Origin of the sequence: Halarchaeum grantii (assembly GCF_014647455.2) — an archaeon.
Classification (GTDB): domain Archaea; phylum Halobacteriota; class Halobacteria; order Halobacteriales; family Halobacteriaceae; genus Halarchaeum; species Halarchaeum grantii.
Genome location: NZ_BMPF01000001.1, coordinates 1,039,453 through 1,063,827, shown reverse-complemented (window position 1 = coordinate 1,063,827; position 24,375 = coordinate 1,039,453). Strand labels below are relative to the sequence as shown.

At 69.3% G+C, this 24,375-nt stretch carries 25 protein-coding genes; 14 read left to right on the top strand and 11 right to left on the bottom strand.

Translation table 11 applies throughout. The features are described from left to right. The first annotated feature begins 177 nt into the window (after positions 1–177). Entirely contained in the window at positions 178–1,026 is an 849-nt protein-coding gene (gene hisG / locus IEY12_RS05810; RefSeq protein WP_188880261.1) for an ATP phosphoribosyltransferase, read from the top strand. Between the two features lie 23 nt (positions 1,027–1,049). On the opposite strand, the gene IEY12_RS16060 is transcribed toward hisG, so the two are convergent. After that, positions 1,050–1,292 carry a hypothetical protein gene (locus IEY12_RS16060; protein ID WP_483866958.1) on the bottom strand — a complete coding sequence of 81 codons (243 nt, stop codon included), beginning with the start codon at positions 1,290–1,292 and terminating at the stop codon, positions 1,050–1,052. 64 nt (positions 1,293–1,356) lie between these two features. Here IEY12_RS16060 and IEY12_RS05805 point away from each other — a divergent pair, with 64 nt between their 5' ends. Beyond that, positions 1,357–1,788 (top strand): hypothetical protein, encoded by a 432-nt coding sequence (locus IEY12_RS05805; protein WP_188880260.1) that lies wholly within the window; start codon positions 1,357–1,359, stop codon positions 1,786–1,788. Between the two features lie 357 nt (positions 1,789–2,145). Here the strand turns inward: IEY12_RS05805 and IEY12_RS05800 are convergent, their stop codons facing one another. After that, on the bottom strand, positions 2,146–2,706 hold the full coding sequence (locus IEY12_RS05800) for a TATA-box-binding protein (RefSeq protein ID WP_123074726.1): 561 nt from the start codon (positions 2,704–2,706) through the stop codon (positions 2,146–2,148). Positions 2,707–2,823: 117 nt separating this feature from the next. Here IEY12_RS05800 and IEY12_RS05795 point away from each other — a divergent pair, with 117 nt between their 5' ends. Both IEY12_RS05795 and IEY12_RS05790 read left to right on the top strand, forming a co-directional pair. Then, positions 2,824–3,792 (top strand): THUMP domain-containing protein, encoded by a 969-nt coding sequence (locus tag IEY12_RS05795; RefSeq protein WP_188880259.1) that lies wholly within the window; start codon positions 2,824–2,826, stop codon positions 3,790–3,792. 114 nt (positions 3,793–3,906) lie between these two features. Then, the gene (locus IEY12_RS05790) at positions 3,907–4,503 is read left to right on the top strand and encodes a hypothetical protein (protein WP_188880258.1); all 597 of its coding nucleotides are present in this window, start codon (positions 3,907–3,909) and stop codon (positions 4,501–4,503) included. On the opposite strand, the gene IEY12_RS05785 is transcribed toward IEY12_RS05790, so the two are convergent. From IEY12_RS05785 to IEY12_RS15695, 4 genes are all read right to left on the bottom strand, one after another. Continuing rightward, positions 4,500–4,880 carry a hypothetical protein gene (locus tag IEY12_RS05785; protein WP_188880257.1) on the bottom strand — a complete coding sequence of 127 codons (381 nt, stop codon included), beginning with the start codon at positions 4,878–4,880 and terminating at the stop codon, positions 4,500–4,502. The two genes, IEY12_RS05790 and IEY12_RS05785, sit on opposite strands and share 4 nt — an antisense overlap. 31 nt (positions 4,881–4,911) lie before the next feature. Then, positions 4,912–5,337 carry an NUDIX domain-containing protein gene (locus tag IEY12_RS05780; protein ID WP_188880256.1) on the bottom strand — a complete coding sequence of 142 codons (426 nt, stop codon included), beginning with the start codon at positions 5,335–5,337 and terminating at the stop codon, positions 4,912–4,914. A gap of 64 nt (positions 5,338–5,401) precedes the next feature. Beyond that, positions 5,402–6,412, bottom strand: a complete 1,011-nt coding sequence (locus IEY12_RS05775; protein ID WP_188880255.1) for an AAA family ATPase — start codon at positions 6,410–6,412, stop codon at positions 5,402–5,404. 73 nt (positions 6,413–6,485) lie between these two features. Further along, positions 6,486–7,706, bottom strand: coding sequence for a DUF4382 domain-containing protein (locus IEY12_RS15695; protein WP_229870962.1), 1,221 nt, complete (start codon positions 7,704–7,706; stop codon positions 6,486–6,488). Between the two features lie 112 nt (positions 7,707–7,818). Here IEY12_RS15695 and rnz point away from each other — a divergent pair, with 112 nt between their 5' ends. From rnz to thsA, 8 genes are all read left to right on the top strand, one after another. Then, complete coding sequence (gene rnz, locus IEY12_RS05765) at positions 7,819–8,742, top strand: ribonuclease Z (protein ID WP_188880254.1); 924 nt, start codon at positions 7,819–7,821, stop codon at positions 8,740–8,742. Positions 8,743–8,815: 73 nt separating this feature from the next. After that, positions 8,816–10,228 carry an MmgE/PrpD family protein gene (locus tag IEY12_RS05760; RefSeq protein WP_188880253.1) on the top strand — a complete coding sequence of 471 codons (1,413 nt, stop codon included), beginning with the start codon at positions 8,816–8,818 and terminating at the stop codon, positions 10,226–10,228. A gap of 45 nt (positions 10,229–10,273) precedes the next feature. Next, positions 10,274–12,241: a DUF460 domain-containing protein gene (locus IEY12_RS05755; RefSeq protein ID WP_188880252.1), complete on the top strand. Its 1,968-nt coding sequence runs from the start codon at positions 10,274–10,276 to the stop codon at positions 12,239–12,241. Positions 12,242–12,482: 241 nt separating this feature from the next. Then, positions 12,483–13,478, top strand: coding sequence for a tyrosine--tRNA ligase (locus IEY12_RS05750; protein WP_188880251.1), 996 nt, complete (start codon positions 12,483–12,485; stop codon positions 13,476–13,478). A gap of 76 nt (positions 13,479–13,554) precedes the next feature. After that, the gene (gene eif1A, locus IEY12_RS05745) at positions 13,555–13,830 is read left to right on the top strand and encodes a translation initiation factor eIF-1A (protein ID WP_123074748.1); all 276 of its coding nucleotides are present in this window, start codon (positions 13,555–13,557) and stop codon (positions 13,828–13,830) included. A gap of 1 nt (position 13,831) precedes the next feature. Next, positions 13,832–14,698, top strand: coding sequence for a serine/threonine-protein kinase Rio1 (rio1, locus tag IEY12_RS05740; RefSeq protein WP_188880250.1), 867 nt, complete (start codon positions 13,832–13,834; stop codon positions 14,696–14,698). 456 nt (positions 14,699–15,154) lie between these two features. Continuing rightward, a complete protein-coding gene (locus IEY12_RS05735) occupies positions 15,155–15,709 on the top strand; it encodes a KH domain-containing protein (protein WP_123074752.1) in 555 nt (184 codons plus the stop codon). Between the two features lie 167 nt (positions 15,710–15,876). Then, entirely contained in the window at positions 15,877–17,574 is a 1,698-nt protein-coding gene (thsA, locus tag IEY12_RS05730) for a thermosome subunit alpha (RefSeq protein WP_188880249.1), read from the top strand. Positions 17,575–17,786: 212 nt separating this feature from the next. Here thsA and IEY12_RS05725 read toward each other — a convergent pair whose 3' ends face one another. Continuing rightward, a complete protein-coding gene (locus IEY12_RS05725) occupies positions 17,787–17,987 on the bottom strand; it encodes a hypothetical protein (RefSeq protein WP_158604247.1) in 201 nt (66 codons plus the stop codon). Positions 17,988–18,073: 86 nt separating this feature from the next. Between IEY12_RS05725 and IEY12_RS05720 the strand changes: the two genes are divergently transcribed. Beyond that, positions 18,074–19,060 (top strand): ornithine cyclodeaminase family protein, encoded by a 987-nt coding sequence (locus tag IEY12_RS05720; RefSeq protein WP_188880248.1) that lies wholly within the window; start codon positions 18,074–18,076, stop codon positions 19,058–19,060. Here the strand turns inward: IEY12_RS05720 and IEY12_RS05715 are convergent. Together IEY12_RS05715 and leuS are read right to left on the bottom strand one after the other, a co-directional pair. Further along, on the bottom strand, positions 19,057–19,296 hold the full coding sequence (locus IEY12_RS05715; RefSeq protein ID WP_123074758.1) for a DUF7535 family protein: 240 nt from the start codon (positions 19,294–19,296) through the stop codon (positions 19,057–19,059). The genes IEY12_RS05720 and IEY12_RS05715 overlap by 4 nt on opposite strands. Before the next feature lie 48 nt (positions 19,297–19,344). After that, the gene (gene leuS / locus IEY12_RS05710) at positions 19,345–22,236 is read right to left on the bottom strand and encodes a leucine--tRNA ligase (protein ID WP_188880247.1); all 2,892 of its coding nucleotides are present in this window, start codon (positions 22,234–22,236) and stop codon (positions 19,345–19,347) included. Positions 22,237–22,317: 81 nt separating this feature from the next. Between leuS and IEY12_RS05705 the strand changes: the two genes are divergently transcribed. After that, positions 22,318–22,794, top strand: coding sequence for a hypothetical protein (locus IEY12_RS05705; RefSeq protein WP_188880246.1), 477 nt, complete (start codon positions 22,318–22,320; stop codon positions 22,792–22,794). On the opposite strand, the gene IEY12_RS05700 is transcribed toward IEY12_RS05705, so the two are convergent. Then, positions 22,777–23,226, bottom strand: a complete 450-nt coding sequence (locus IEY12_RS05700; RefSeq protein WP_188880245.1) for a peroxiredoxin — start codon at positions 23,224–23,226, stop codon at positions 22,777–22,779. The genes IEY12_RS05705 and IEY12_RS05700 overlap by 18 nt on opposite strands. 308 nt (positions 23,227–23,534) lie before the next feature. After that, entirely contained in the window at positions 23,535–24,344 is an 810-nt protein-coding gene (gene pheA, locus IEY12_RS05695; RefSeq protein ID WP_188880240.1) for a prephenate dehydratase, read from the bottom strand. Between the last annotated feature and the right edge of the window lie 31 nt (positions 24,345–24,375).

Here is a 24,375-nt window from a genome sequence, read left to right as displayed (position 1 = left end):
CCGACGGTTCGCGTCGCGCCACATCAACCCTCGGGTCGGGCGGTCACGCTCGCCTCCTCCCGTCGGCCCCGCGGCCCGACGTCACTCGCGGGTCGCGGGCCCCCCGCTCGCCTCTTCCGCGGCTCTTCGAGCCGCGATCACCGGCACGCCTTAGGCCCGACGTCGCCAAGCCCGCGTATGAAGATCGCCGTCCCGAACAAGGGCCGCCTGCACGAGCCGACCCTCGAACTCCTCGACCGGGCGGGCCTCGCCGTCGAGTCCGGCGCGGACCGTCAGCTCTACGCGAACACCGTCGACCCGGACGTTACCGTCCTCTTCGCGCGCGCCGCCGACATCCCCGAGTACGTCGCGGACGGCGCCGCCGACATGGGGATCACGGGCTACGACCAGCACCGCGAGTCCCGCGTCGAGAACGTCGACGACCTCCTCGACCTCGGCTTCGGCTCCTGCCGCCTCGTCCTCGCCGCGCCCGAGGACGGCGACATCACCGACCCCGGGGACTTGGCGGGCGCGACCGTCGCCACCGAGTTCCCGAACGTCACCGCCGACTACTTCGCGGCGAAGGGCATCGACGTCGAAGTCGTCGAGGTGACCGGCGCCACCGAACTCACGCCGCACGTCGAGATGGCGGACGCCATCGTCGACATCACCTCCACCGGCACCACCCTCCGCGTGAACCGCCTCGCCGTCGTCGACGACGTCCTCGACTCCTCCGTCCGCCTCTTCGCGCGCAACGACGTCGCCGACGACCCGAAGGTCGGGCAGGTCGAAACCGCTCTGGGCTCCGTGCTCGCCGCGAACGACAAGCGCTACGTGATGCTGAACGTCCCCGAGAGCGAACTCGACGCCGTCGAGGACGTCCTCCCGGGGATGGGCGGCCCCACCGTCATGGACGTCGAGGGCGAGGACGCCGTCGCCGTCCACGCCGTCGTCGACGAACGCGACGTCTTCGCGACCGTCTCCGAACTGAAGGCCGTCGGCGCGAGCGACATCCTCGTCACCGAAATCGAGCGCCTCGTCGAATAAAACGACCTTTTGTCGCGCGCCAGCTACGCTGGCGCTGACAAAAGCTCGATCAAAAGTACTCCTCGCTCCTTACAGTCGCTCGTCGGCCTCGCGACGGAGTCGCGAGTGAACCGGCGACCTTCCGGGCTCTTCGAGCCACTCGGTCGCCGGACGCTAGCCGACGTGAATCGTTCAATGCCAGACTCCGACCAACCTATTCCCTCGACTACAGCGCCAACGAGAGCAGACGCGAGGAGGAAAAGTGCCCCAGTTTGCCACCACTCCACAAAACTATGGCCTTCTTTTCAACCCCAGACTGATTATCTCTGATATAGAACAAATAGACTCACTATGAACCGTAGAGCCGTAATTAGATTTGTAGGAACAGGGGCCATCGTCGGGCTTACTGGATGTTCAATGGTAAATGATAATAATGCTGTCACAAGTAGTTCTACAACAGCTGTAACTCTTTCGAACGAACGGGCATCTCCATATGACCTTGGAGTAGCTAATTGGACTACGGAGAAACTGGAGTTTGATATTCAGATAGATGACCAAGGCGAACGTATAATTAAACGCACTATATCTGTCGATTCTGAGAATACGGTTTATCTATCTAATGCTATCCCCCAAAACCCAACAGATATGTCTTGCCTGATAACAGTCAATTCATCATATGGGAGAACCTCCCAAATGATATCAGTTAATTACTCACTTGAGGGAGCAACAATAAGGGCGAGTGATGGCAGTGTCGAAATTATAGAATATACAGAGGCAGAATAACTTTATCTCAGAATATAATCTATCGAATGTATTTATTCACATACCACTACGACTTCCAGAGACTGACCTGAGGGTCCAGTTAAAAAATTTGATTAGGTATATATGTGGTGTTATTTTGGAGTGATTCTGTTCACCGTACAGTCTGCCGATCTATTTAACGACCCTTCCACGGCGAGACCCGACGACGAAAACTGTGTGGGCTAGCGTCCGCGCACCGAGCGGTCCGCTAGGACCCGGTGGGTGCGCGGTTCCCTCGCCGAAGGCGAGGCCAAGCGCCGACCGGAGGGAGGCGCGCCGTGCTTTTGGTCGAGCTTTTGTCAGCGAACGGCGGAGCCGTTCGCGCGACAAAAGGTCGTTTTACTCGAGCAGGCCGAGCTCTTCGAGCCGGGAGACGATCTTGTCGACGGCCTTCTCGGCGTCCTCGGGCTCCTTCCCGCCGGTGATGACGAGCTTGCCGGAGCCGAAGAGGAGCGCGACGACCTCGGGGCCGTCGAGCCGGTAGACGAGACCGGGGAACTGCTCGGGTTCGTACTCGATGTTCTCGAGGCCGAGGCCGATGGCGATGGCGTTCAGGTTGAGCTGGTGGCCCAGGTCGGCGCTCGTGACGATGTTCTGGACGACGATCTCGGGTTCGTCCTCGACCTGGATGTCGAGCTCGCGGAGCTTGTCGAAGACGATGCGGAGGCTCTCGTGGACGTCCTCGGTGCTCTTCGCGCCGGTGCAGACGATCTTCCCGGAGCGGAAGATGAGCGCCGCCGACTTGGGCTCCTGCGTGCGATAGACGAGGCCGGGGAACTGCTCGGGATCGTAGTCCGCCCCTTCGAGGTCCATCGCGACGGACTGCAGGTCGAGCTCCTGCCCGATGCCCGTCGACGCGACCACGTTTTCAATGTTGATGGTTTCCTTTGGGTCGGTCATCCTTCGACTTTAAGGTCGTATTTAACCTTTATAAATGTTGGCGGTCCCGACACTGCCTGCCCTTATGGTTCGCCCGGTGACCGACAGACAGAGGGTACTGGCGGGCCGACTGCGGGCGTGTACTGCCTCGAACTCGCCGGCGAGGACGACGCCTTCGCCGCCGCGGAAGCGCGCGCCGCGGCCGCCGACGGCGTCGAACGCGTCGCGCCCGGTGTCGCGCTCGCCGCCGACGTCGCGCTCGAGCGCGTGTCCGTCCTCGCGTACACCCGCCACGCCGACGTCCTCCTCGCGCGCGCCGACGCGAGCGTCGCGGCGGCCGCCGACGCCCTCGCCGACTGCGCTCTCGAGCGCTCGGGGAGCGTCGCCGTCCGCGCCCGCGACGTCCGCAACACGACCGGCGTCGACACCCAGCGCGCCGAGCGCGAGCTCGGGACCGTCCTCGTCGAACGCGGCTTCACCGTGGACTTGGACGACCCCGACCACGAACTGCGCGCGCTCTTCGGCGGCCAGGAGTGTTTCCTCGGCTGGCACGCCGCCGCCTCCGTCCGCGACTACGGCGAGCGCAAGCCCACGGACCGGCCGTTCTTCCAACCGGGGAGCATGGACCCCCTGCTCGCGCGCGCCCTCTGCAACCTCGCCGGGGCGCGTGCCGGGGACACGCTCCTCGACCCGATGTGTGGCACCGGCGGCGTCCTCATCGAGGCCGGCCTCGTCGGCGCGCACGCGCTCGGCAACGACGCCCAGGAGAAGATGGTACGTGGCGCGTCCGAGAACCTCGACGCGTTCCTCGACGACTACGACGTCGTGCGCGGCGACGCCACCCGCCTCGGGCTGTCTGCCGACGCCGTGGACTGCGTCGTCTTCGACGCGCCCTACGGTCGGCAGTCGAAGATCGAGACGCACGGCCTCGCGGACCTCGTCGCGGGCGCGCTCGCCGAGGCCCGCCGCGTCGCGACGGGTCGCTGCGTCCTCGTCGCCGACCGCGACTGGCGCGACGCCGCGCGTGATGCCGGCTGGCGGGTCGACGAGCGCTTCGTTCGGCGCGTCCACCGCTCGCTCGACCGGCACGTCCTCGTGCTCGAGTAGGGTCGAGTCCCGTCGCCCGCGGCGGTCGGGACGTTCGGCTGCGGCCCCCGAGCCCCGCCTCACGCGGATTCCCGAACGGCAACCGCATTGAACGAGGCGTCCGTACGGCCCCCCATGCCCGTCGATCCGCTCCCGGCCCGACTGGCCCGCGCCGCGAACGCCGGCGTCCTCGCGCTCGTCGCCGGCACCCTCCTCGGCCTGTTCGCCTTCCTCACCAACCCCGTTCCCGACCCGTCCTTCCCGTGGGCGACGCTCCCGGCGCCGCTCCGCCTCCCGCTCACGCAACCCCGCATCGAGCACTGGCCCGTGACGTACACGCTCGCCGTCTGGCTGTGGGTGTTCGGCCTGCCGTTCGCCCTCCTCGCCGCGTATCGGCGGCTCGCACCCCGGACGGCCGTCGGCTCCCGGACGTGGCTCGTCGGCCTGCCGGCCGCGCTGATGCTCGCGCTCACCACGTACTGTCGGTTCCTCTGGCCGAAACTCCACCCGCCGACGTGGAACGCGCCCGCGTACACGTTCCTCTGCTGGGGTTACTGCTCGACGTACGTCTCCGCGTGGAGCGACCTCGCGTACCTCGTCACCGGTCTCGGCGCCGCCGCGTTCCTCCTCCGACGCCGTGACGCCTCGCACGCGCGCCTCGCCACCGGCGCGTTCGGCGTCCTCGCGCTCCCGCTCGGCCTTCCCGCCCTCTACGCCGCGCTCCGCGACTAGTCGATGGTGAGCGCGTCCCAGAGCCGGTCGTAGTACGCGACGGCGACCGCGAGGAGCATCCCCGCGACGTAGTAGCCGAGCGCCGCGCCCGTCTCCGCCGGCGGCGTCGCCAACTCGCCGCCGCGCCACCCCGCCGTCGTCAGGACGCCCGTTGCGAGCGTCCACCGGAAGAATACGGGGTAGGGGACCGGGAGCGCGTCCGCCTCGACCGCCGCCGCCGCGAGCGCTCCCGGGCCGAGGAGCGCGCCGACCGCGAGCCACCACGGCGCCCACGCGACCCCCGCGATGAGGACCGCGAGCGGGAGCGCGGCGATACAGCCGAGGAGCGCGCCACCGAGCAGTCGTCCGGGCCGACCGAAGCGCTCGCCGAGAACCATACTCGGGGAGAGCGCCCTCCGCGAGGAAAAGCTACCGTTCGCGCGCGATGTCGGCGTCCGCGAAGAGCGACTCCGGGAGGCCATCCGCGAGCGGCAACTCGCGGGCGTCGGCGGGCGTCGCCCAGACGTGCCCGACGAGCGGTTCGTCGTCCACGTTCCCCGTCACGTCCACCGCCTCGGCGCCCGCCTCGCAGGCGAGCACGACCGAGGAGACGTGGTGCGCGCCGCCGCCGTACTCGACGGTGAACGTGTAGGCGTCCACGACCGCGCCCGCGTCCACGTCGAGGCCGGTCTCCTCGCGGACCTCGCGCTCGACGGTCTCCGCGTGCGTCTCGCCGAAGTCCACGCCGCCGCCCGGGAGGACGTATCTGGTGCCGGCGTCGAAGTCGGCTTCGAGGAGGAGGTAGCGCCCGTCGCGAGTGAGGAGGCCGCGAGCGGCCGCCCGAACGTCGCTCACGCGCCGCCTCCCGCCGTGCTCGTCGGCGCGCGACGCGCGATGCTCGCCACGCGGACGACCGCCGTCACGCGTCCCGCCCCAGCTCCGCGAGCAGCCGCGAGAGGTGGACGCGGTCGTTCGTCCCCGCGCTCAACTCGAACTCGACGTCGCCCGCGAGCGCGTGGAGCTCCGCGAGCTCGTCGCCGCTGTACTTCGAGCGTCCCACCCGCAGGAGCTCGCGCAGGAGCTCGGCGCCGTCGTAGCCCTCGTCGACGAGGAGGTCGTCGAGCGTCGAGCGCGCGTCCGAGAAGTCGCCGGCGGCGGCGTCGTCCAGCATCCCCCGGAGCTCGTCGTCGAGGCCGACGTCCTGTAGGGCCTCGTAGGCGGCGTCCATCGTCACCGCGCCGGCCTCCTCGTGCGTCGTCTGCGCCGCGAGCACCGCCTTTCGGAGGTTCCCGTCCGCGTAGCCGGCGAGGAACTCGAGGCCGTCCGCGTCGTAGGTGAGGCCCTCCGCGTCGAGGATCCCTTCGAGCACCGCGACCGTCTCCTCGCTCGTCGGCGCGCGCACCGAGACGGGGAAGCAGCGCGAGCGGATCGGCGGGATGAGCTTCGTCGGTTGGCGCGTCGCGATGACGAACTGCGTCGCCTCGTGGTACTGCTCCATCACCCGACGGAGCGCCTGCTGGAAGTCCTCGCGGATCGCTTCCGCGTTGTCGAGCAGGATGGTGTTGTACTCGCCCGAGACGGGCGCGTAGCTCGCGGACTCCTTCAGCACGTGATTGATGAGGTCGGCCTTCGAGGAGTTGCGCCGGCGCTTCGCGGAGATGAACCGGGCGAAGCGCGGGTCCTCGCTCACCTCCTTCTTCGTCATCCCGAAGAAGTCCGCGACGTTCAGCTCCACGAGGTCGTTCTCCGGGTCCGCGTGCGCCTCCTCGGCGAGCGCACGGATCGCCGCCGTCTTCCCCGCGCCGGCCGGCCCGTGGACGACGAGGTTCTGCGGTTCGTCCAGCGCGTTCCGCAGGCGGTCCCGCACGTCGGATTGCGGGAGGTCCGCGATGGCGGGCGCGTGCGTGTCGGTCCAGAGCGGCGCGTCCATTACGCCGCCTCTAGCGCGCGCCCGGCAAAGAAAGGGTCGGATTACGCGGCGCGCGGGGCGGCCGTCGCGCGTCTCAGGCCGACGCGTTTCCGGCCGTCGTGCTGGTCGTGGTCGTCGTGGTGTTCTCTGCCGTCGTAGTCGTCGTGGTGCTCTCCGACGTCGTGGTCGTCGTTTCCTCCGCGTCCGCCTCGTCGTGCCCGCCCACGCGCTCGATGGGCTGGTCGGGCCCGGACTCGCCGGCGTTCGGCTTCACGATGTAGCGGCCGTTCCCGGTCTCGTGGACGGCGAGGTCGAAGACGAAGTCGACCGTCTCACCGCTCCCGACCGTGAACGTCGTGGAGAGGTGGAGCTTCCCGGACGGGAGCTTCACGGCGGGATGGGAGCCATCGTCGAGCGTGCCGTTCACGTTCGAGACGTAGACGAAGACGTTGTCGTACGTCCCGTTCGGCACGGTCTGCTCGACCACCGGCGTCGCGTTCGCCCCGCGCAGCTCGGTGAGGTCGACCGTCTCGTTCACCGCGACGGTCTGCCACGCGCTCGTGTTCGTCGAGCCGTTCGCGCCGCCCGCGCGGTGGAGGCCGACCTCCGTCACGGTCGCGTTCAGGTGGCGGAAGTCGTCGATCGCGGCGGGCCGGTCGCTCACGTACGTCACGACCGATCCCTGCTCGCTCCGGTTCTCGGGTGCCTCCGAGTCGCTCTGCTCGCCCTGCGACCCGCGAGTCGCGCGGGCGTCCGTCTCCCGAACCGGCTTGTCGACGCCCGACTCACCGACGTTCGGCCGAAGGACGTACTTCCCGTCCCCGGTCTCGTGAACCATCACGTCGAAGACGAAGTGGGACTCCTCGCCCGCGCCGACGGTGAAGTTCTTCTGCACGTGCAGCCTGTTCGACGGGAGCTTCACGGCGGGGTGCGAGCCGTCGTCGAGCGTGCCGTTCACGTTCGAGACGGAGACGAAGACGTTGTTGTACGTCCCGTTCGGGAGGTCGAGCGCGCCGAGGACGGTGGCGTTCTCGCCCCGGAGCTCGGTGAGGTCGTAGGTGCCCGAGACGTTCTGCCGTATCCACTCGCCGCTCTCGTTACCGCCGTCCGAGTCGTTCACCGCGTGGACGCCCACCGAGGTGACGGTGACGTTGAGGTGGTCGAACTGCTCGATCGCTCCCGGTTGGTCGCTGAGGTAGACGGTCATCGTGCCGGTCTCGCCGTTCGCGCCGCCGCCACCGCCCGGGCCGGTCGAACAGCCGGCGAGGGCGACGAGCGCGACGAGCGCTATCGCGAGTAGGCTCTGTCGTTGCATCGGTGCTCGGATCGTGGTCCGGGTCCCGGTAAAGACCGTCGGCCGTTCAGTCCGTGGAAAACCGTTCAAACCGTTCCGAAGGCGGTTTACGCCGCCCGACCCACTCCTCGGTATGACGCTCTCCGTCACCTTCCTCGGGACCAGCGGCGCCGTCCCCACGGTCGAGCGCAACCCGAGTTCGATCTACGTCCGCCGGGAGGGCGACGCCTTCCTCTTCGACGCCGGCGAGGGCACGCAGCGCCAGATGATGCGCTACGGCACCGGCTTCGACGTCGAGGCCGTCTTCCTCACGCACGTCCACGGCGACCACGTCCTCGGCCTCCCCGGCCTCGTCCAGACGTGGGGGTTCCACGACCGCGAGGCCCCCCTCGACGTCTACACACCGCAGGGGACGGGCGACGCGGTCCGCGACCTCATCACCGCCGTCGGTGCCGCCCCCTCGTTCCGACTCGACGTCCACGAAGTCTCGCCCGGCGAGACCGTCCTCGACCGCGAGGCGTACGGCATCGAGGCCTTCCACACCGAGCACCGCACGAACGCCGTCGGCTACGCGCTCGTCGAGGACGACCGGACGGGTCGCTTCGACCGCGAGCACGCCGAGGAACTCGGCGTCCCCGTCGGCCCGAAGTTCTCCGCCCTCCACGCCGGCAACCCGGTCGAACTCGAGGACGGCACCGTCGTCGAGCCCGAGCAGGTCGTCGGCGACCCCCGACCGGGGCGCAAACTCGTCTACACGGGCGACACGCGCCCCACCGACGCCACCGTCGCCGTCGCCGAGGACGCCGACCTCCTGATCCACGACGCGACCTTCACCGACGACGACGCCGAGCGCGCGACACAGACCGCCCACTCCACCGCCGGCGAGGCCGGCCGCATCGCCCGCGAAGCCGGCGCGACGCGACTCGCGCTCACGCACGTCTCCTCGCGCTACGGCGGCCAACTCGGCCCGCTGAAGGCGGACGCACAGGCCGAGTACACCGGCCACGTCACCGTCGCGCACGACGGCCTCGACATCGACGTGCCGTACCCCGAGTGAGGCCGCCTCGCGCCCTGCGGCGCGCCGAGCGGGTTCCGTGCCGTTCTTCCCCCGGTGTCCCCAACCCGGGCGTATGACCACCGCCGCCGACCTCGGTGCGTTCGTCGCCGACCGCTCCCCCGCGGACCTCCCGCCGGCCGTCGTGGACGCGACGAAACGCCGCCTCCTCGACGCCGCCGGCGCTGTGTTCGCCGCCGACGTTCTCCCCGGTATTTCGGCCGCGACGGACGCCGCCGGCGGCGACGCCTGTACGCGCTGGGCGAGCGACGGCGCGCGCGCCGGCCCCGCGAGCGCCGCCGCCGACAACGCCGCGCGCCTCCGCGCGAGCGGGGCCGCCGACGTCTTCCTCGCGCCGGACGGGCCGAGCCACCCGAGCGACGCGATTCCCGCCTGCGTCGCCGCCGCCGAGTACGCCGACGCGGACGGCGCGACGCTCGTCACCGCCGTCGCCGCCGCCTACGAGGTCCACGGCGAACTCGCGTGGCACGCGCCCGCTCGCGAGCACGGCTTCGGCCCCGCGACCCACGGCGCCCTCTCCGCCGCCGCCGGCGCCGCCGTCGCACTCGGCCTCGATAGTGAGGAAGCGACGAACGCCATCGCGCTCGCCGCCGACCACGCGTCGCTCGACGCCGACGCCACTCACCGACCGGTCGCGTCCGCGAACGCCGCGAGCGCCGGCGTCACCGCCGCGCTCCGCGCCGCGAACGGCACGTCGGGGCCGAGCGGCGTCTTCGAGGCGCACCCCGTGCTCTCCGCGCTCGCGGTCGATCCCGACGACGCCCCCGTCGAGAGCGAGGACGGGGCCGCCTGCGAGTTCGCGGACGAGGAGTCCGAAGTCGCCTGTGAGTTCGAGGGCGACGGCGAGCACGACCACGACCACGACGACGGTTTCGCGCTCGACCCCGCGTGCGAGCGCGTCCACGACGCGCTGACGCCGCGATACGCCGGCCCGCTCGCCGCCCAGCCGGCGATTTCGGCCGCCGCCGACCTCGCCGGGCGCGTCGCCCTCGACCCCGCCGACGTCGAGCGCGTCACCGTTCAGACGTTCGACGCGCCCGCGCTCGACGCGCCCACCTCGGCGGTCCCCGAGACGCCCACGGACGCCGCGCGCTCGCTCCCGTACGCCGTCGCGTGCGCGCTCACCGACCGGGCGTTCGGCCCCGCCCACCTCACCGGTGAGTCCGTCGCCGACCCCGACCTCCGCGAACTCGCCGACGCCGTCACCGTCGCCGAGGACCCCGGTCTCACCGCGCAGTTCGACGCCGGCCTCATGCCCGCCGTCATCGCCGTCGAGTCCGCCGACGGCGGCGTTCAGCACTCGACCGTCGGCGCCTACCCCGGCCACCCCACCCAGCCGATGGACTGGGCGGCGCTCACCGCGAAGGTCGCCGCGCTCACCGACGCCGAACGCGCCGCCGCGCTCCGCGAGGTCTGCGAGGACGCCGAGGACGGCGCCGTCGCCGACGTCGTGGCGGCGCTCGCCTGAGCCGGAGCCGAACTTATACTCCCTCGTCACCTAGCCGGTGGCGTCGTGAGCACCCGCACGCGCGCACTCGACACGCTCGTCTACGGTGTGGACGTCCAGAGCGGCGACGTCCGCGGTGATCGGCCCTCCTACGCCCTCGTCACCTTCGACGGCGAGTCGATCGAGCGCGACGTCGTGACCCACCGGAAGCTCCGCCGCCTCATCGAGTCGGAGGAGCCGGACATCGTCGCGACGGACAACATGTACGAACTCGCCGCCGACAAGGACGCCCTCGTCCGCTTCCTCGGCAGCCTCCCGGACGCGACGCGACTCGTCCAGGTCACCGGCGACGAGCGCCCCGAACCGCTCTCCCGCGTCGCGAAACGCCACGGCGTCCCCTACGGGAAGCCCGCCATCGAGGAGGCGGAAGCCGCCGCGCGCCTCGCCGCGCGCAACGTCGGCTACGAGGTTTCTGCATTTACGGACAAGACCACCGTGAAGGTCTCGCGCGGGCGCTCCACCGGGAAGGGCGGCTGGAGCCAGGACCGATACACGCGGCGCATCCACGGGAACGTCAAGCGCGAGACGCGCGACGTCGAATCGAAACTCGACGACGCCGGCCTCGACTACGAGCGCGACGTCACCGAGAAATACGGCGGGTTCTCGAACGCCGTCTTCACCGTCGAAGCCCGGCCGCAGGACATCCCCGTCTCGAACAAGCGCGCCGGGGACGTCCGCGTCACCGTCGAGCGCGTCCGGCGCGACGGCATCGCGTTCGAACCGCTCGCGAAGCGCCGCGACCGCGTCCTCGTCGGTGTCGACCCCGGGACGACGACCGCCGTCGCGCTCGTCGATTTAGATGGGCATCTCCTCGACGTCCTCTCCACGCGAACGGCCAACACGGCGGACGTCATCGAGTGGATCGTCGAGCGCGGCCGCCCCGTCCTCGTCGCCGCCGACGTCACGCCGATGCCCGCGACCGTCGACCAGATCCGCCGCAGTTTCGACGCCGCCGGCTGGCAGCCTGAGAACGACCTCCCGGTCGACGAGAAGCAACACCGCACCCGCGAGGAGGGCTACGACAACGACCACGAGCGCGACGCGATGGCCGCCGCGCTCTACGCGCACGACGCGCACGCCGACCAGATACGGCGCATCACCCGCAAAGTCCCGCCGCGAGTCGAACGCGGCGAGGTCGTCAAGCGCGTGCTCTCGGACGACGAACCCGTCGAGGCCGTCGTCGACGACCTCACGCCCGACGAGGGTGGGGAGGAGGACGACAACGCCGAGCACGAGGCGCGCGAACTCAGCGAGGAGGAACGCACCATCAAGCGGTTGCGGGAGCGCGTCGCTCGCCTCGACGACCACGCCACCGACCTCGAGGACGAACTCGACGAGAAGGACGCGCGCATCGCCGACCTCGAGGCCGAACTCGAGGACGCCCGCCGCGAGGAGCGCAAGGAAGCCCGCGAGCGCCGCGAGGTCACGCGCCTCGAGTGGGAGAACGACCGCCTCGAGGACGAACTCGAGGAGGAACGCGAGCGCGCCGACGCCCTCGCGAAGAAGCTCGAGCGCCTCAAGGAGCTCTGGAAGCTCGACCACTCGAACTTCGCGGACGTCAACGGTGCCGGCTCGCTCACCGCCGTCAAGCCCGTCGCGCAGTTCACCCTCGACGCCATCGAGACCGCCGACGAGGAGTACGGCCTCGCGCGCGGCGACGTCGTCTACTTCCGTGACGCCTCCGGGGCGGGCCGGCGGACCGCCGAAGCGCTCGCCGAGCGCGACCCCCGCGTCGTCCTCCTCGAGGGTGAGACGAGCGACGTCGCCGAGGACGTGCTCTACGACGCCGACGTCCCCTTCGGGTCCGCCGAGGGCGTCGAGATACGCGAGATCGACGAGCTCGCCATCGCGCGCGACGCCGACGTCGCCGCCGTCGAGGACGACTACGACGAGCGCGCCGCCGAACGCGAACAGGAGGAAACCGAGAGCATGGTCGACTCCATCATCAGCGAACACCGCGCGGACCGGGAGTGAACGCGATTCCGGCGGAATCGCGGAGACGCGAGTAGCGTCGGACCGTTGGTCCGACTGACTCGCCCTCGCCGCGTGGCGGCTCGCGCGAGCGGCGCTAGCCGCGAGCGATGCGGGTCCGGTTCGACTGGCCACGAGCGCACGTTCGACGATCCACGCGCCGGCCCGTCCGAGCGCGCTCGACTACCGACCCACCGCGTTCGACACCGCAACCGCTAACCCCCTCCTCCCGTTTCCCCACCGTATGGACGCCTACGAGCGTATCACTCGGAACGCGGCGGAAGTCGTGACCGAGGAGGAGGTGGAGGCGCTGGCCGAAGAGCCCGACGGGAAGCGGGCGTACGTCGGCTACGAGCCCTCCGGTGTGCTCCACATCGGCCACCTCCTCACGGCGAACAAACTCATCGACCTCCAAGACGCGGGCTTCGACGTCACCATCCTCCTCGCGGACGTCCACGCCTACCTGAACGACAAGGGCTCCTTCGAGGAGATCCGGGAGACCGCAGAGCGCATGCAGGAGCAGTTCCTCGCCTACGGCCTCGACGCGGACGCCACCCAGTTCCGCTACGGCTCCGAGTTCCAGAACGACGAGGCGTACGTCCTCGACCTCCACGGCCTCGAACGCGAGACCTCGATTTCGCGCGCCGAGCGCGCGATGAGCGAGATCAAGAGCGGCGAGACGGCGAAAGTCTCGCAGGCCGTCTACCCGCTGATGCAGGCGCTCGACATCGAGTACCTCGACGTCGACCTCGCCATCGGGGGGATGGAGCAGCGCAAGGTCCACATGCTCGCCCGCGACGTCCTCCCGAAGGCGGACTACGAGGCGCCGACCTGCCTGCACACGCCGCTCATCGCCGACCTCGAAACGGGCGTCGGGAAGATGAGTTCCTCCGAAGGCACCAACATCAGCATGGAGGACTCCGCCGAGGAGATCGAGGAGAAGGTCAACGGCGCGTTCTGCCCGCCGAGCGCCGACCCCGAGCCGGACGACGACGGCGTCGAGCGCGAGAACCCCGTCCTCCAGATCTTCGAGTACCACGTCTTCCCGCGCGTCGACACCGTCGTCGTCGAGCGCCCCGACGAGTACGGCGGCGACCTCACCTACGACTCCTACGCGGCCCTCGAGGCCGACCTCGACTCGGGCGACCTCCACCCGGCGGACGCGAAGTCCGCGCTCGCCGACTACCTCGACGACCTCATCGCGCCAGGCCGAGAGCGCCTGCGCGAACTCCGCGCGTAGTCGCGTCCGCGCCCGTCCTCCCGCATCCCGCCGGCGTTGGGTTGGATTTAACCGTCTGCCGGCGCTACACGTCGGTATGAGCGAGGAACGACGGGACCTCCGGATGCCCGAGGACGAGGAGGTGTTCGCCGAGGTGACGGAGATGCTCGGTGCGAACCGCATCAGGGTGCGCTGCGAGGACGGGACGGAGCGCACCGCACGCATCCCCGGGCGGATGCAGAAACGCGTCTGGATCCGCGAGGGCGACATCGTCCTCGTCGAGCCGTGGGACTGGCAGGACGAGAAGGCGGACGTCGAGTGGCGCTACGAGAAGTCCGAGGCCGACCAGCTCCGCGAGGAGGGGCACGTCTAGCGTGGCCGGCGAGTTCATCGAGGAGACGGAGGGACCGGCGGGCGACGAGTGGGAGGACCTCGACGTCTCCGACGACGAAGTCGACCGCATCACGCGCCGACAAGACCGCGAGTTCGAGTCGTTCCTGAAGCGCCTGAAGGACGCCGACCAGTTCAAGGTCCAGGACGGCGCGTTCGACGACGCGACGTTCGCCGCGCTCTACAAGCTCGTTCAGGACGGCTATCTCGCGGCGTTCGGCGGGCCCATCTCGACGGGGAAGGAGGCGAACGTCTACGAGGCGAGCGCGCCCGAGGGCGACGACGTCGCGGTGAAGGTCTACCGCATCAACGCCTCGAACTTCCAGCACATGCGCGAGTACCTCGAGGGCGACCCGCGCTTCGAGGGCATTCGCGGCGACAAGAAGGCGGTCGTGATGGCGTGGACGCGCAAGGAGTTCGCGAACCTCGCTCGCGCGCACGCGGCGGGCGTCCGCGTCCCCGAACCCGTCGCCGTCCAGCGCAACGTCCTCGTGATGGAGCTCATCGGCGAAGCCACCGACCCCGCGCCGACGCTCCACGACGTCACCCTCGAGAACCCCGAGACCGCCTACGACGTCGTCCGCGAGTACATGCGACGCCTCCACAGCGCCGGCCTCGTCCACGGCGACCTCTCCGAGTACAACATCGTCGTCCACGACGGCGACCTCACCGTCATCGACGTCGGGCAAGCCGTCACCGTTCATCACGGGAACGCCGAGGAGTTCCTCCGGCGCGATTGCGAGAACGTCGCGTCGTTCTTCTCCCGGCAGGGCATCGAGGCCGACGCCGACGAACTCTTCGAGCACGTCACCGCCGTCGACGCCGACCCGAGCGGCGACGCTGGCGACTGACGGCGCGTACCGACCTTCTCCGACGATTTCGCTCTTCTCGCTTCTAGTGCTGACGGCGTCGCGACACCAGGTATAAACCGTATATGGCGATAGAGAACTTCGATGGGCCCCGGCTCGACCGTCCGACAGCGCACGCCCGAAACTCGTCGCGTCTCGGCCGACGTCGCACTGGTTGATGCCCGGGACCCTCACGGGACGCGCGGCGGCGGTCGTCCATCGCGCTCCCCGCAACCGCGGCCGACACGCGGTGGCGACCAGCGGGGCCGGCGACGCTGTCGAGCGGGTCCACGGTGTCGCACGGCATCGCACGCCGGCGCTTCCGGTGGCGAGCGCCGCTCCCGGTTCGCGACGACACCCGAACGGATTTAATATCGCGGAATAGGATTCATCGCGGCGCCACGGCCGCCGTCGCCCGCGTGTAAGTCTTAAACCGCTCCGTCCCGTACTCCGTCGTATATGACTCAACACGTGAAGATTCCGCAGGACCGCATCGGCGTCCTCATCGGGGAGGGGGGTGAGACCCTGCGCCGCATCGAGCGCGAGGCGGAGGTCAGCCTCGACGTGAACTCCGATGACGGCGCGGTCGCGGTGGAGAAGACGGGCGACCCGATCCGCGGGATGAAGGCCCCGGACATCGTGCGGGCGATCGGTCGCGGGTTCAAGCCCGACGCCGCGCTCTCGCTACTCGAGGACGACATGCGCCTCTTCGAGACGCTCGACATCGAGCGCGCGGCGCGCAACGACAACGACCTCCGGCGCAAGAAGGGGCGGCTCATCGGTGAGAACGGCCGCACGCGCGAACTGATGGAGGAACTCACCGGCGCGAACGTTGTCATCTACGGGTCGACGCTCGGGGTCATCGGCGGCCCGAAGGAGGTCGATACGGTGCGCTCGGCGGCGGAGATGATCCTCGACGGCGCGCCCCACGGTGCGGTCTACTCGTTCCTCGAGCGCAAGCACGTCGAGGAACTCAAGCATCAGGGCATGGAGTACCACGAGTTCTCCGGCTAACGCACTCGGTTTCGCCCGCCTCGCTTTTTCACCCCGATTCCGGTCCGCGATTATACTTAAATCCTTACGTTGGTATTCTCTCACACGCTCCGTTCGAGCCGTGTACGGAGAACTGATGCGCACCTCCCAAACTTTAATATAGAAGGGCAAACAATCAGCGAGTGATTATGGCGCAGCAGATGGGCAACCAGCCGCTTATCGTACTCTCCGACGACTCGCAGCGTACGTCGGGGAAGGACGCGCAGTCGATGAACATCTCCGCCGGGAAGGCCGTCGCCGAGTCCGTCCGCACGACGCTCGGCCCGAAAGGGATGGACAAGATGCTCGTCGACTCCTCCGGGTCCGTCGTCGTCACGAACGACGGCGTCACCATCCTCAAGGAGATGGACATCGAGCACCCGGCGGCGAACATGATCGTCGAGGTCGCCGAGACGCAGGAGAACGAGGTCGGTGACGGCACCACCTCCGCCGTCATCGTCGCCGGCGAGCTCCTCGACGAGGCCGAGGACCTCCTCGAGCAGGACATCCACGCGACCACGCTCGCACAGGGGTACCGACAGGCCGCAGAGCAGGCCAAGGAGTTCCTCTCCGAGATCGCGATCGACATCGACGCCGACGACACCGAGTACCTCGAGCAGATCGCCGCCACCGCGATGACCGGCAAGGGCGCCGAGAACGCCAAGGACGCCCTCTCCGGCCTCGTCGTGCAGGCCGCGCAGTCCGTCGCCGACGACGGCGTCGTCGACGAGGACAACATCAAAATCGAGAAGGTCACCGGCGGCTCCATCGACAACTCCGAGCTCGTCGAGGGCGTCATCGTCGACAAGACGCGCGTCAACGAGAACATGCCCTTCGGCGTCGAGAACGCCAAGATCGCGCTCATCGACGGCGCGCTCGAAGTTCAGGAGACCGAGATCGACACCGAGGTCAACGTCACCGACCCCGACCAGCTCCAGGAGTTCCTCGACCAGGAAGAGGAGCAGCTCAAGGAGATGGTCGACGCAATCGCCGCGACCGGCGCGAACGTCGTCTTCGTCGACGGCGGCATCGACGACATGGCCCAGCACTACCTCGCGCAGGAGGGCATCCTCGCCGTCCGCCGCGTGAAGGACTCCGACATGGGTCGCCTCGCGCGCTCCACCGGCGCGACGCCGGTCTCCTCCGCGAAGGAGATCGAGGCCGAGGACCTCGGCGAAGCCGGCTCCGTCGCTCAGAAGGACATCGGCGGCGACGAGCGCATCTTCGTCGAGGACGTCGCGGACGCGAAGTCCGTCACGCTCATCCTCCGCGGCGGCACCGAGCACGTCGTCGACGAGGTCGAGCGCGCCATCACGGACTCGCTCGGCGTCGTGCGCGTCACCCTCGAGGACGGTCAGGTCCTCCCCGGTGGCGGCGCGCCCGAGACCGAGCTCGCGCTCGAGCTCCGCGACTACGCCGACTCCGTCGGTGGGCGCGAGCAGCTCGCCGTCGAGGCGTTCGCCGACGCCCTCGAAGTCGGCCCGCGCACCCTCGCCGAGAACGCCGGCCTCGACCCGATCGACTCCCTCGTCGACCTCCGCGCGCGCCACGCGGACGGCGAGACGGGCGCCGGCCTCGACGCCTACACGGGCGAGGTCATCGACATGGAAGAGGAGGGCGTCGTCGAGCCCCTCCGCGTGAAGACGCAGGCCATCGAGAGCGCGACGGAAGCGGCCGTCATGATCCTCCGCATCGACGACGTCATCGCGGCCGGCGACCTCGCCGGCGGGCAGGTCGACGCCGACGACGGCGGCGACGAAGGGCCCGGCGGCGCCGGCGGCCCCGGCGGCATGGGCGGCGGCATGGGCGGCATGGGCGGTATGGGCGGCATGGGCGGCGCGATGTGAAGTCAGGCTTCGCCTGATTCCACGTAGGCAGCGAAGTTTCGCTTCGCCCGCCGATGTAAACGAGGTTCCGAACGAACCTCGGGCAGTCGACCGGGACGCAGTCCCGTGAGACAGGTCCGCCACACCACCCGGACCACGCCGCGAACCGCACGCTCGACTCCCGACGTTCCCGTTTCTTTCGGCACTCCTCGCGTAGCGACGGCACTCGCCGCTCAGACCGGGTTCTCGTCGGCGAAGACGCCCTGCGTCATCCGGTAGGCGGTGAGGAGGAAGAGGACGACGGCGAGACAGACGGTGACGACGAGGAAGAAGAGGACGCTGACGTGCGGGAGCGGGAGCCAGCCGCCGATGGTGCCGATGGCGAGGATGAGCGACGCCGTCGCGATCGACGTGAGGACGCTGTGCGCTCTCATGGCCCGCGTTTGGGCGGCGACGCACAAAGCCTGTGCGGTGGGGGCGCTCCGACCGGCCTAAGTGCACGCCGGTAATTCTTGCAGGTATGGAGACGCTCCTGCTGGCCAAAGAGGACGTCCGCACGAACACGCCGATGCCCGACCTCGTCGCGGCGCTCCGCGAGGCGTTCGTCGCCTACGAGCGCGGCGACGCCCAGATGCCCGCGAAGTCCTACATCGACCTCCCGCAGTACAACGGCGACTTCCGGTCGATGCCCGCGTACCTCGAGACCGAAGAGTGGGACGCCGCCGGCATCAAGTGGGTGAACGTCCACCCGGACAACCCGGACTCCTTCGACCTCCCGACGGTCATGGGGACGATGATCTACTCGGACCCGACGAACGCCTACCCGCTCGCCATCATGGACGGCACCGAACTCACGATGAAGCGCACGGGCGCGGCGGCCGCCGTCGCCACGGACGCGCTCGCCGTCGCGGACGCCTCCTCGCTCGGCATCGTCGGCGCGGGCGTCCAGTCCTACACGCAACTCGAGGCCATCGCCGAAGTGCGCGACATCGAGGAGGTCGTCGTGAGCGACCTGCGCGAGGAGCGCGTCACCCGCTTCATCGAGCGCTTCGAGGACGAGTTCGACGTGCGCGCCGGCACCATCAGCGAGGCCGGCCACTGCGACGTGCTCTCGACGGTCACGCCCGTCGAGGACCCCATCGTCCACCCCGCGGACCTCGGCGAGCACACGCACGTCAACGCGATGGGTGCTGACGCCGCCGGGAAGCACGAGATCGCCGACGACGCCCTGCTCGCTGCGAAACTCGTCATCGACGACTACGCGCAGACGACGCACTCCGGCGAGATCAACGTCCCGTGGAGCGCCGGCGTCCTCGACGACGACGACATCTACGGCGAACTCGGCGAGATACTCACCGGCCAGAAGGAGGGCCGCACTGCGGACGACACCGTCACCGTCTTCGACTCGACGGGGCTCGCGATTCAGGACGTCGCCGCCGCGCACGTCGTCTACACGCACGCCGACGAGCACGGCGTCGGCACCGGATTCGACCTGCTCGGCGTCTAGTACTCCTCTTCGCTCGGGCGCCGATACGGGTCGTAGAACGAGCGCACCATCGAGTAGAGGGCGTTCGCGACGAGGAGGAACGGTATCAGCGGGAGCACGAGCACGAGGATGACGACGGCGTAGAGCAGGCCGAAGAAGTCCATCTGGGCGCGCCCGACGAACCCGCCCTCCTCGAGGTGCGGCGAGAGCGTCCGCTTCAGCTTCTCCCGGAGCGTCCGTGGCGCTTCGGTGGTCATACGCGGCGCTACGACGTCCGGGGGATTAAACGCCCCGGCTTCGCCCCGCTATTCGAGGCGGATGGCGGGGCGGAACGGCACCGCCGAGGCCGCCTTCTCGTCTTCGGCGTCGCCCTCGGGGACGACGTCGACGCTCGCGTCGAACTCCCGACTGAGGAAGCCCGCGGCGTCGCCGTAGAGGGCCTGCTCGTCGAGTTCTGCGAGCGCCGCGAGCTCCTCCTCGTCGTACTCGCGCACGTCGGCGACGAGGTCCTGCACGAGGTCGTTCACCTCGTCGCCCTTCTCGCGAAGCGACTCCTTCTGCATCACCTTCCCCATCACCGCGCCGATGTCGGGGCCGGTCTCCGCGACCGTCTCGAAGACCCGGTACTTCCAGTCGGCGGGCGTGTAGACGGTGATGCTGTCCGGGTCGGTGCCGGTGACGTCGACGATGTCCCGGACGTCGTCCACGAGGCCGTCGATGAGGCGCTCCTCGAGTTCGACCCGCGCGCTCTCGAACTCGGGGTCGGCCGTCGGCCACGCGGCGTCCTCGACGGGGACGCCCTCGAGTTTCTCGTGGAGTTCGTTCGCGAGGAACGGCACGACGGGCGCGAGTAGGCGCAGGCGCGTGCGCAGCACTTCCTGTCGCACCCACTTCGTCGCCTCCCGGTCGAGGTCCGCGCGCTTGCGGTACCAGCGCAGGTCCTCCTCGAAGCGGTAGAAGGCTTCCTGGGAGGCGCTCCGGGTCTCGAAGGCGTCCATCGCCTCGGTCGTCCGCTCGACCGTGCGCTGGAGCCGCGAGAGGAGCCAGCGGTCGATGCGCCGCAACTCGACGTCCTCCGGGACGCCTCGCGGCTCCGCCGCTCGGCTCTCCGCGTCGCGTGGCGCCGCGGTCGGCGCGTCGAGGTCGACGACGTCCGTCGCGCGGTTGTAGAAGCGCTCGAGGCTCTTGCCCGTGGACTCGACCTCGTCGGCGCGCCAGTCGTAGTCCTGCCACGGCTGCGCGGAGTTCAGCAGGAAGAAGCGCACCGTGTCCGCGCCGTACTCCTCGATGGCCTCGGCGGGGAGGACGACGTGGCCCTTCGAGGAGGACATCTTCTCGCCCTCCAGCAGGCCCATCCCCATGATGGCGACGCCCTCCGGCCACTGCGCCTCCTCGAAGAGATCGGCGTGGTGGAACAGGAAGAACGTCAGGTGATTGGAGATGAGGTCGTTCCCGGAGACGCGGTAGTCGACGGGGTACCAGTAGTCGTACTCCTCGCGGAGTTCGAGGGCGGTCTCGGGCGCGTCGTCGACGGCGTCCTCGCCGTAGAAGAGCGCGTCGAAGAACTCGGGGGTGAGCTCCTCGGCGGGGACGTCGCGCAGGCGGTGCGCGACCGTGTAGTAGGCCATGTAGATCGTCGAGTCCGAGAGCGGCTCGATGACGAAGTCGTCGTCCCACGGGAGCTTCGTCCCGAGGCCGTAGTTGCGGATGCAGGGCCACTCCTCCAGCCAGTCGATGGTGTGGTCGAACTGGTCGCGCGAGGTCTCCGGCACGACGTCCATGTTCGACACCGCCTCGTGCGCGAGCGCCTTCCAGTCCTCGTCGTTGTACGTGAGGAACCACGTCTCCTGCTGGGCGACCTCGACGTCCCCGCCACAGCGGCAGACGACGGGCTCGGAGAAGTCGTACATCGCGTCGAAGTCCCCCGACTCGCGGTAGTGCGCGGCGAGTTCGTCCCGGACGTCCTCGACGACCGCCCCCGCGTACTCGCCGTACATGTCCTTCAGCGTCCCGCCGTGGAACTCGCGGTTGTAGACCTCCTGGGTGGCTTCCTCGAGGAGCGGGTCGTCCGCGCTCGTGATGCCGTGCTCCGCGACGGCCGCGCGCGCCGGGAAGACGTCGTCGTACGCCTCCACGTCGATGATGGCCTTCGGCTCGATCTCCGCGACCTCGGCGGGGTCGATGCCGTACTCGCGCATCCGCTCGTCGTCCTCTTTCGCGGTCTGCAGCGCCATCCAGTCGTCCGGCGAGTGCGCCGGCACGGACATCACGACGCCCGTCGCGTTGTCCGGGTCCACGAAGTCAGCGGGCAGGATCAGGACGTCCTCGCCCGTTACGGGGTTCTCGACGCGTTCGCCGACGAGCGCTTCACCGAGGAACTCGTCGACGATTTCGACGTCGCGCTGCTGGAGCGTGAGCTTGTGCGCGGCGTCGTGGCTGACGAGCCACGTCTCGCCGTCGACCTCGGCCTCGACGTACTTACCGTCGGGCTTGATGTAGGCGTTCGTCACGCCGCGCACCGTCTCCGGACGCAGCGTCGCCATCGGGACTTTGGTGTCGCCGAGCCCGAACTTCACGAGGGTGTACTCCTGTCGCTCGGCGTCCTCGCCCTCGAGCAGGTCGTGGGTGGTGACGGGGTTCTCCTCCTCCGTACAGTATTTCACGGGGTGGAAGCCCTTTTCGAGGCGGTCGTGCTCGCGCAGCGTCTCGTACTGCCACGTGACGAACTTCGAGTAGCGCTCGTCGTTCGTCGTGAACTCTCGGCGCCAGTCGATGCTGAGGCCGAGGGACTTCATGTTGCGCTTGTAGTGGTTCTCGATGAAGTAGCGCGCGAAGCCCATCGGCGTCTCGAGGTCCTCGAGTTCGTCTTCGGGGACGTTGTAGGTGTCACGGAGGACGGAGAGCTGTTCCTCTTCGCCCTTCTGGAGGCGGTTGACGGCACCGATGATGGGCGTGCCCGTGACGTGCCACGCGATGGGGAAGAGCACGTCGTCGCCCTGCAGGCGGCGATAGCGCGCGTAGACGTCCGGAACCGTGTAGGTGCGCGCGTGCCCGATGTGCATCCCCCCACTGGGGTAGGGGTAGGGGACGGTGACGAACGTCGCGTCCTCGTCGTCGCCGGGGTCGGCTTCGTACCGGCCGCCGTCCTCCCAGCGCTCCTGCCACTTTCGTTCGAGTGCCCGTGGCTCGTAGGTCATGCCCCGTCGTTCTCCGTCGCGGGGCAAAAGGCCTCCCATCGCGGGGGAAGCCTTTCGGTGGCGCGCGCCCAGCTCCAGCTCGTGGCCGACTTCACCCAGCGCGTCCACGCCCGCCTGCGCGACGCCCTCGCCGCGCGCCACCCCGCGCGTTCGTGGGAGACGGAGTGGTACGCGCGCCGGACGCCGGTCGACGTCGCGGGCGTCCCGGGCGGTGCGGCCGCGCCGCTCGTCCTCGTGGAGGTCGAGATGCGGCGTGCGGACCCCGCGAACAACCCCGTGAAGCTCGCGCGCTACGCCCACGAGGGCGACTTCGACCGCGACGTCCGTCTCGTCCACCTGTTCAGCGACTACTACGCGCTCGAGGACGGCGGCGTCTCCTCGAAGCGCGAGAACGCGGAGTTCGTCGGCGCCCTCGCGAGCGACCACATCGACGGCTTCGCCTACGACGCCCTCACGCTCGACGTCGCGCCGCCGACGCACGGCGCGACCCCGGACGGTGCGTGGCGGACGACCGTCGACGAGGCCGCGGCCGCGATCGGCTCACTCCTCGGCGAGTAGTCCCGAGCGCCGGACGTCCTCGAGCACTTCCTCCGCGTGCCCCTCGGGCGTCACGCCGCCGTAGACCGCGCGCACTTCGCCGTCCGCGAGGACGAACGTCACGCGCTCGGCCGCCCCGCGCGAGGTGTCGACGTCGAAGGCAGCGGCGACGTCGCCGTCGGGGTCCGCGAGCAGGTCGAACTCGAGGCCGTACGCATCGCAGAACTCCCGGTGGGAGTCCGCGTCGTCCGTCGAGACCCCGTAGACCGAGACGCCCGCTTCCCGATAGGCGTCCAACTCGGCGTTGAAACCCTTCGCCTCGACCGTACAACCGGGCGTGTCGTCGCGCGGGTAGAAGTAGAGCACCGTAGGCGTCGCGAAGTCGAGGGTGAGCGTCTCGCCGTCCTGATTCGTCGCCGTGATCGCGGGCGCGTCGTCGCCTGCTTCGAGCATACCCGGGTTTCGCGGGCCCGCCACTTCGCCGTTGCGCACCCGACACCGTTTAAGTATCTCTCGTCACAAGCAGTAGATACGAGCAGGGTCGCCCGGGATTCTCGGGCGACGACACCTTCTTTCGGCGAGCGACGGCGCCGCTCGTGGGCCGCGTTCGCATGGTCGGTCCGGCGTCGCCGGGCTCAGTGCTCGCGTGTCGCTCCCCGTCGGTCGCTCCCGCTCACGTGTTCGTCCGAGCGGGGTTGCCGCTCACGGGTCGCTCTGCTTCCCGTTCGTCCGTTCAGTCGGCCCGGCGACGCCGGGCCGACTCACACCACGTGTTCGACGTCGTAGCTCCCGAGTTCGCGGACCCAGCCGTCGGCGGCGATCTCCTCGATCTCGGCGAGCGCGGCCTGCGTGCGCTCCTCGTAGAGGCCGCCCGAGATGTCGAAGTGGAAGAGGTAGTCGCCGAGGCGCTCGCCGGTCGGCCGGGACTCGACGCGCGTCAGGTCGAGGCCGCGCTCCGCGAACGGTTCGAGGAGTTCGAGGAGGAGGCCGGGGTAGTTCGCGCCCGGGCTGACGATGAGACTCGACTTCCCGCCCGCCTCGGAGCGGTCGGCGGGCGGCGCGAGCACGAAGAAGCGCGTCGCGTTCGAGCGCCGGTCCTGGATGTCCTCCGCGATGACTTCGAGGTCGCCCGTCGCGTTGTCCGGGTGGCCGATGCCCGCGACCGAGGGGTCCTCGCGCGCGAGCTCGACGCCGCGCGCGGTCGAGGCGACGGCCTCGACGGTCACGTCCGGATAGTGCTCGTCGAGGTACTCGCGACACTGCGCGAGCGCCTGCGGGTGGCTCGCGACGGTGTCGAACGACTCCGATTGGGCGAGGAGGCCGTGGCGGATGGGCGTGATGACCTCCTTCACGACCGCGACGTCCCGATCGGCGAGCGCGTCCAGCGTCTCCGTGACGCTCCCCTCGATGCTGTTCTCGATGGGGACGACGCCGCGCTCGGCGTCCCCGTCCGCGACCGCGTCCACGATGTCGCGGACGGACTCGCGGAACTCGATCTCGTCGTCGTCGGCGACCGCACCGGCGGCGCGATGCGAGTACGTCCCTGCGGGGCCCAGTGTAACCGTTCGCATACCACGGGATAGGTCGCGGCGGTGAGAAAAG

What these genes read in the sequence shown, in the direction of transcription:
- hisG (WP_188880261.1), top strand. Translation starts at nt 178, where the DNA reads ATGAAGATCGCCGTCCCGAACAAGGGCCGCCTGCACGAGCCGACCCTC.
- IEY12_RS05805 (WP_188880260.1), top strand. Translation starts at nt 1,357, where the DNA reads ATGAACCGTAGAGCCGTAATTAGATTTGTAGGAACAGGGGCCATCGTC.
- IEY12_RS05800 (WP_123074726.1), bottom strand. Translation starts at nt 2,706, where the DNA reads ATGACCGACCCAAAGGAAACCATCAACATTGAAAACGTGGTCGCGTCG.
- IEY12_RS05790 (WP_188880258.1), top strand. Translation starts at nt 3,907, where the DNA reads ATGCCCGTCGATCCGCTCCCGGCCCGACTGGCCCGCGCCGCGAACGCC.
- IEY12_RS05785 (WP_188880257.1), bottom strand. Translation starts at nt 4,880, where the DNA reads ATGGTTCTCGGCGAGCGCTTCGGTCGGCCCGGACGACTGCTCGGTGGC.
- IEY12_RS05775 (WP_188880255.1), bottom strand. Translation starts at nt 6,412, where the DNA reads ATGGACGCGCCGCTCTGGACCGACACGCACGCGCCCGCCATCGCGGAC.
- IEY12_RS15695 (WP_229870962.1), bottom strand. Translation starts at nt 7,706, where the DNA reads ATGCAACGACAGAGCCTACTCGCGATAGCGCTCGTCGCGCTCGTCGCC.
- rnz (WP_188880254.1), top strand. Translation starts at nt 7,819, where the DNA reads ATGACGCTCTCCGTCACCTTCCTCGGGACCAGCGGCGCCGTCCCCACG.
- IEY12_RS05760 (WP_188880253.1), top strand. Translation starts at nt 8,816, where the DNA reads ATGACCACCGCCGCCGACCTCGGTGCGTTCGTCGCCGACCGCTCCCCC.
- IEY12_RS05750 (WP_188880251.1), top strand. Translation starts at nt 12,483, where the DNA reads ATGGACGCCTACGAGCGTATCACTCGGAACGCGGCGGAAGTCGTGACC.
- eif1A (WP_123074748.1), top strand. Translation starts at nt 13,555, where the DNA reads ATGAGCGAGGAACGACGGGACCTCCGGATGCCCGAGGACGAGGAGGTG.
- IEY12_RS05735 (WP_123074752.1), top strand. Translation starts at nt 15,155, where the DNA reads ATGACTCAACACGTGAAGATTCCGCAGGACCGCATCGGCGTCCTCATC.
- thsA (WP_188880249.1), top strand. Translation starts at nt 15,877, where the DNA reads ATGGCGCAGCAGATGGGCAACCAGCCGCTTATCGTACTCTCCGACGAC.
- IEY12_RS05725 (WP_158604247.1), bottom strand. Translation starts at nt 17,987, where the DNA reads ATGAGAGCGCACAGCGTCCTCACGTCGATCGCGACGGCGTCGCTCATC.
- IEY12_RS05720 (WP_188880248.1), top strand. Translation starts at nt 18,074, where the DNA reads ATGGAGACGCTCCTGCTGGCCAAAGAGGACGTCCGCACGAACACGCCG.
- IEY12_RS05715 (WP_123074758.1), bottom strand. Translation starts at nt 19,296, where the DNA reads ATGACCACCGAAGCGCCACGGACGCTCCGGGAGAAGCTGAAGCGGACG.
- leuS (WP_188880247.1), bottom strand. Translation starts at nt 22,236, where the DNA reads ATGACCTACGAGCCACGGGCACTCGAACGAAAGTGGCAGGAGCGCTGG.
- IEY12_RS05700 (WP_188880245.1), bottom strand. Translation starts at nt 23,226, where the DNA reads ATGCTCGAAGCAGGCGACGACGCGCCCGCGATCACGGCGACGAATCAG.
- pheA (WP_188880240.1), bottom strand. Translation starts at nt 24,344, where the DNA reads ATGCGAACGGTTACACTGGGCCCCGCAGGGACGTACTCGCATCGCGCC.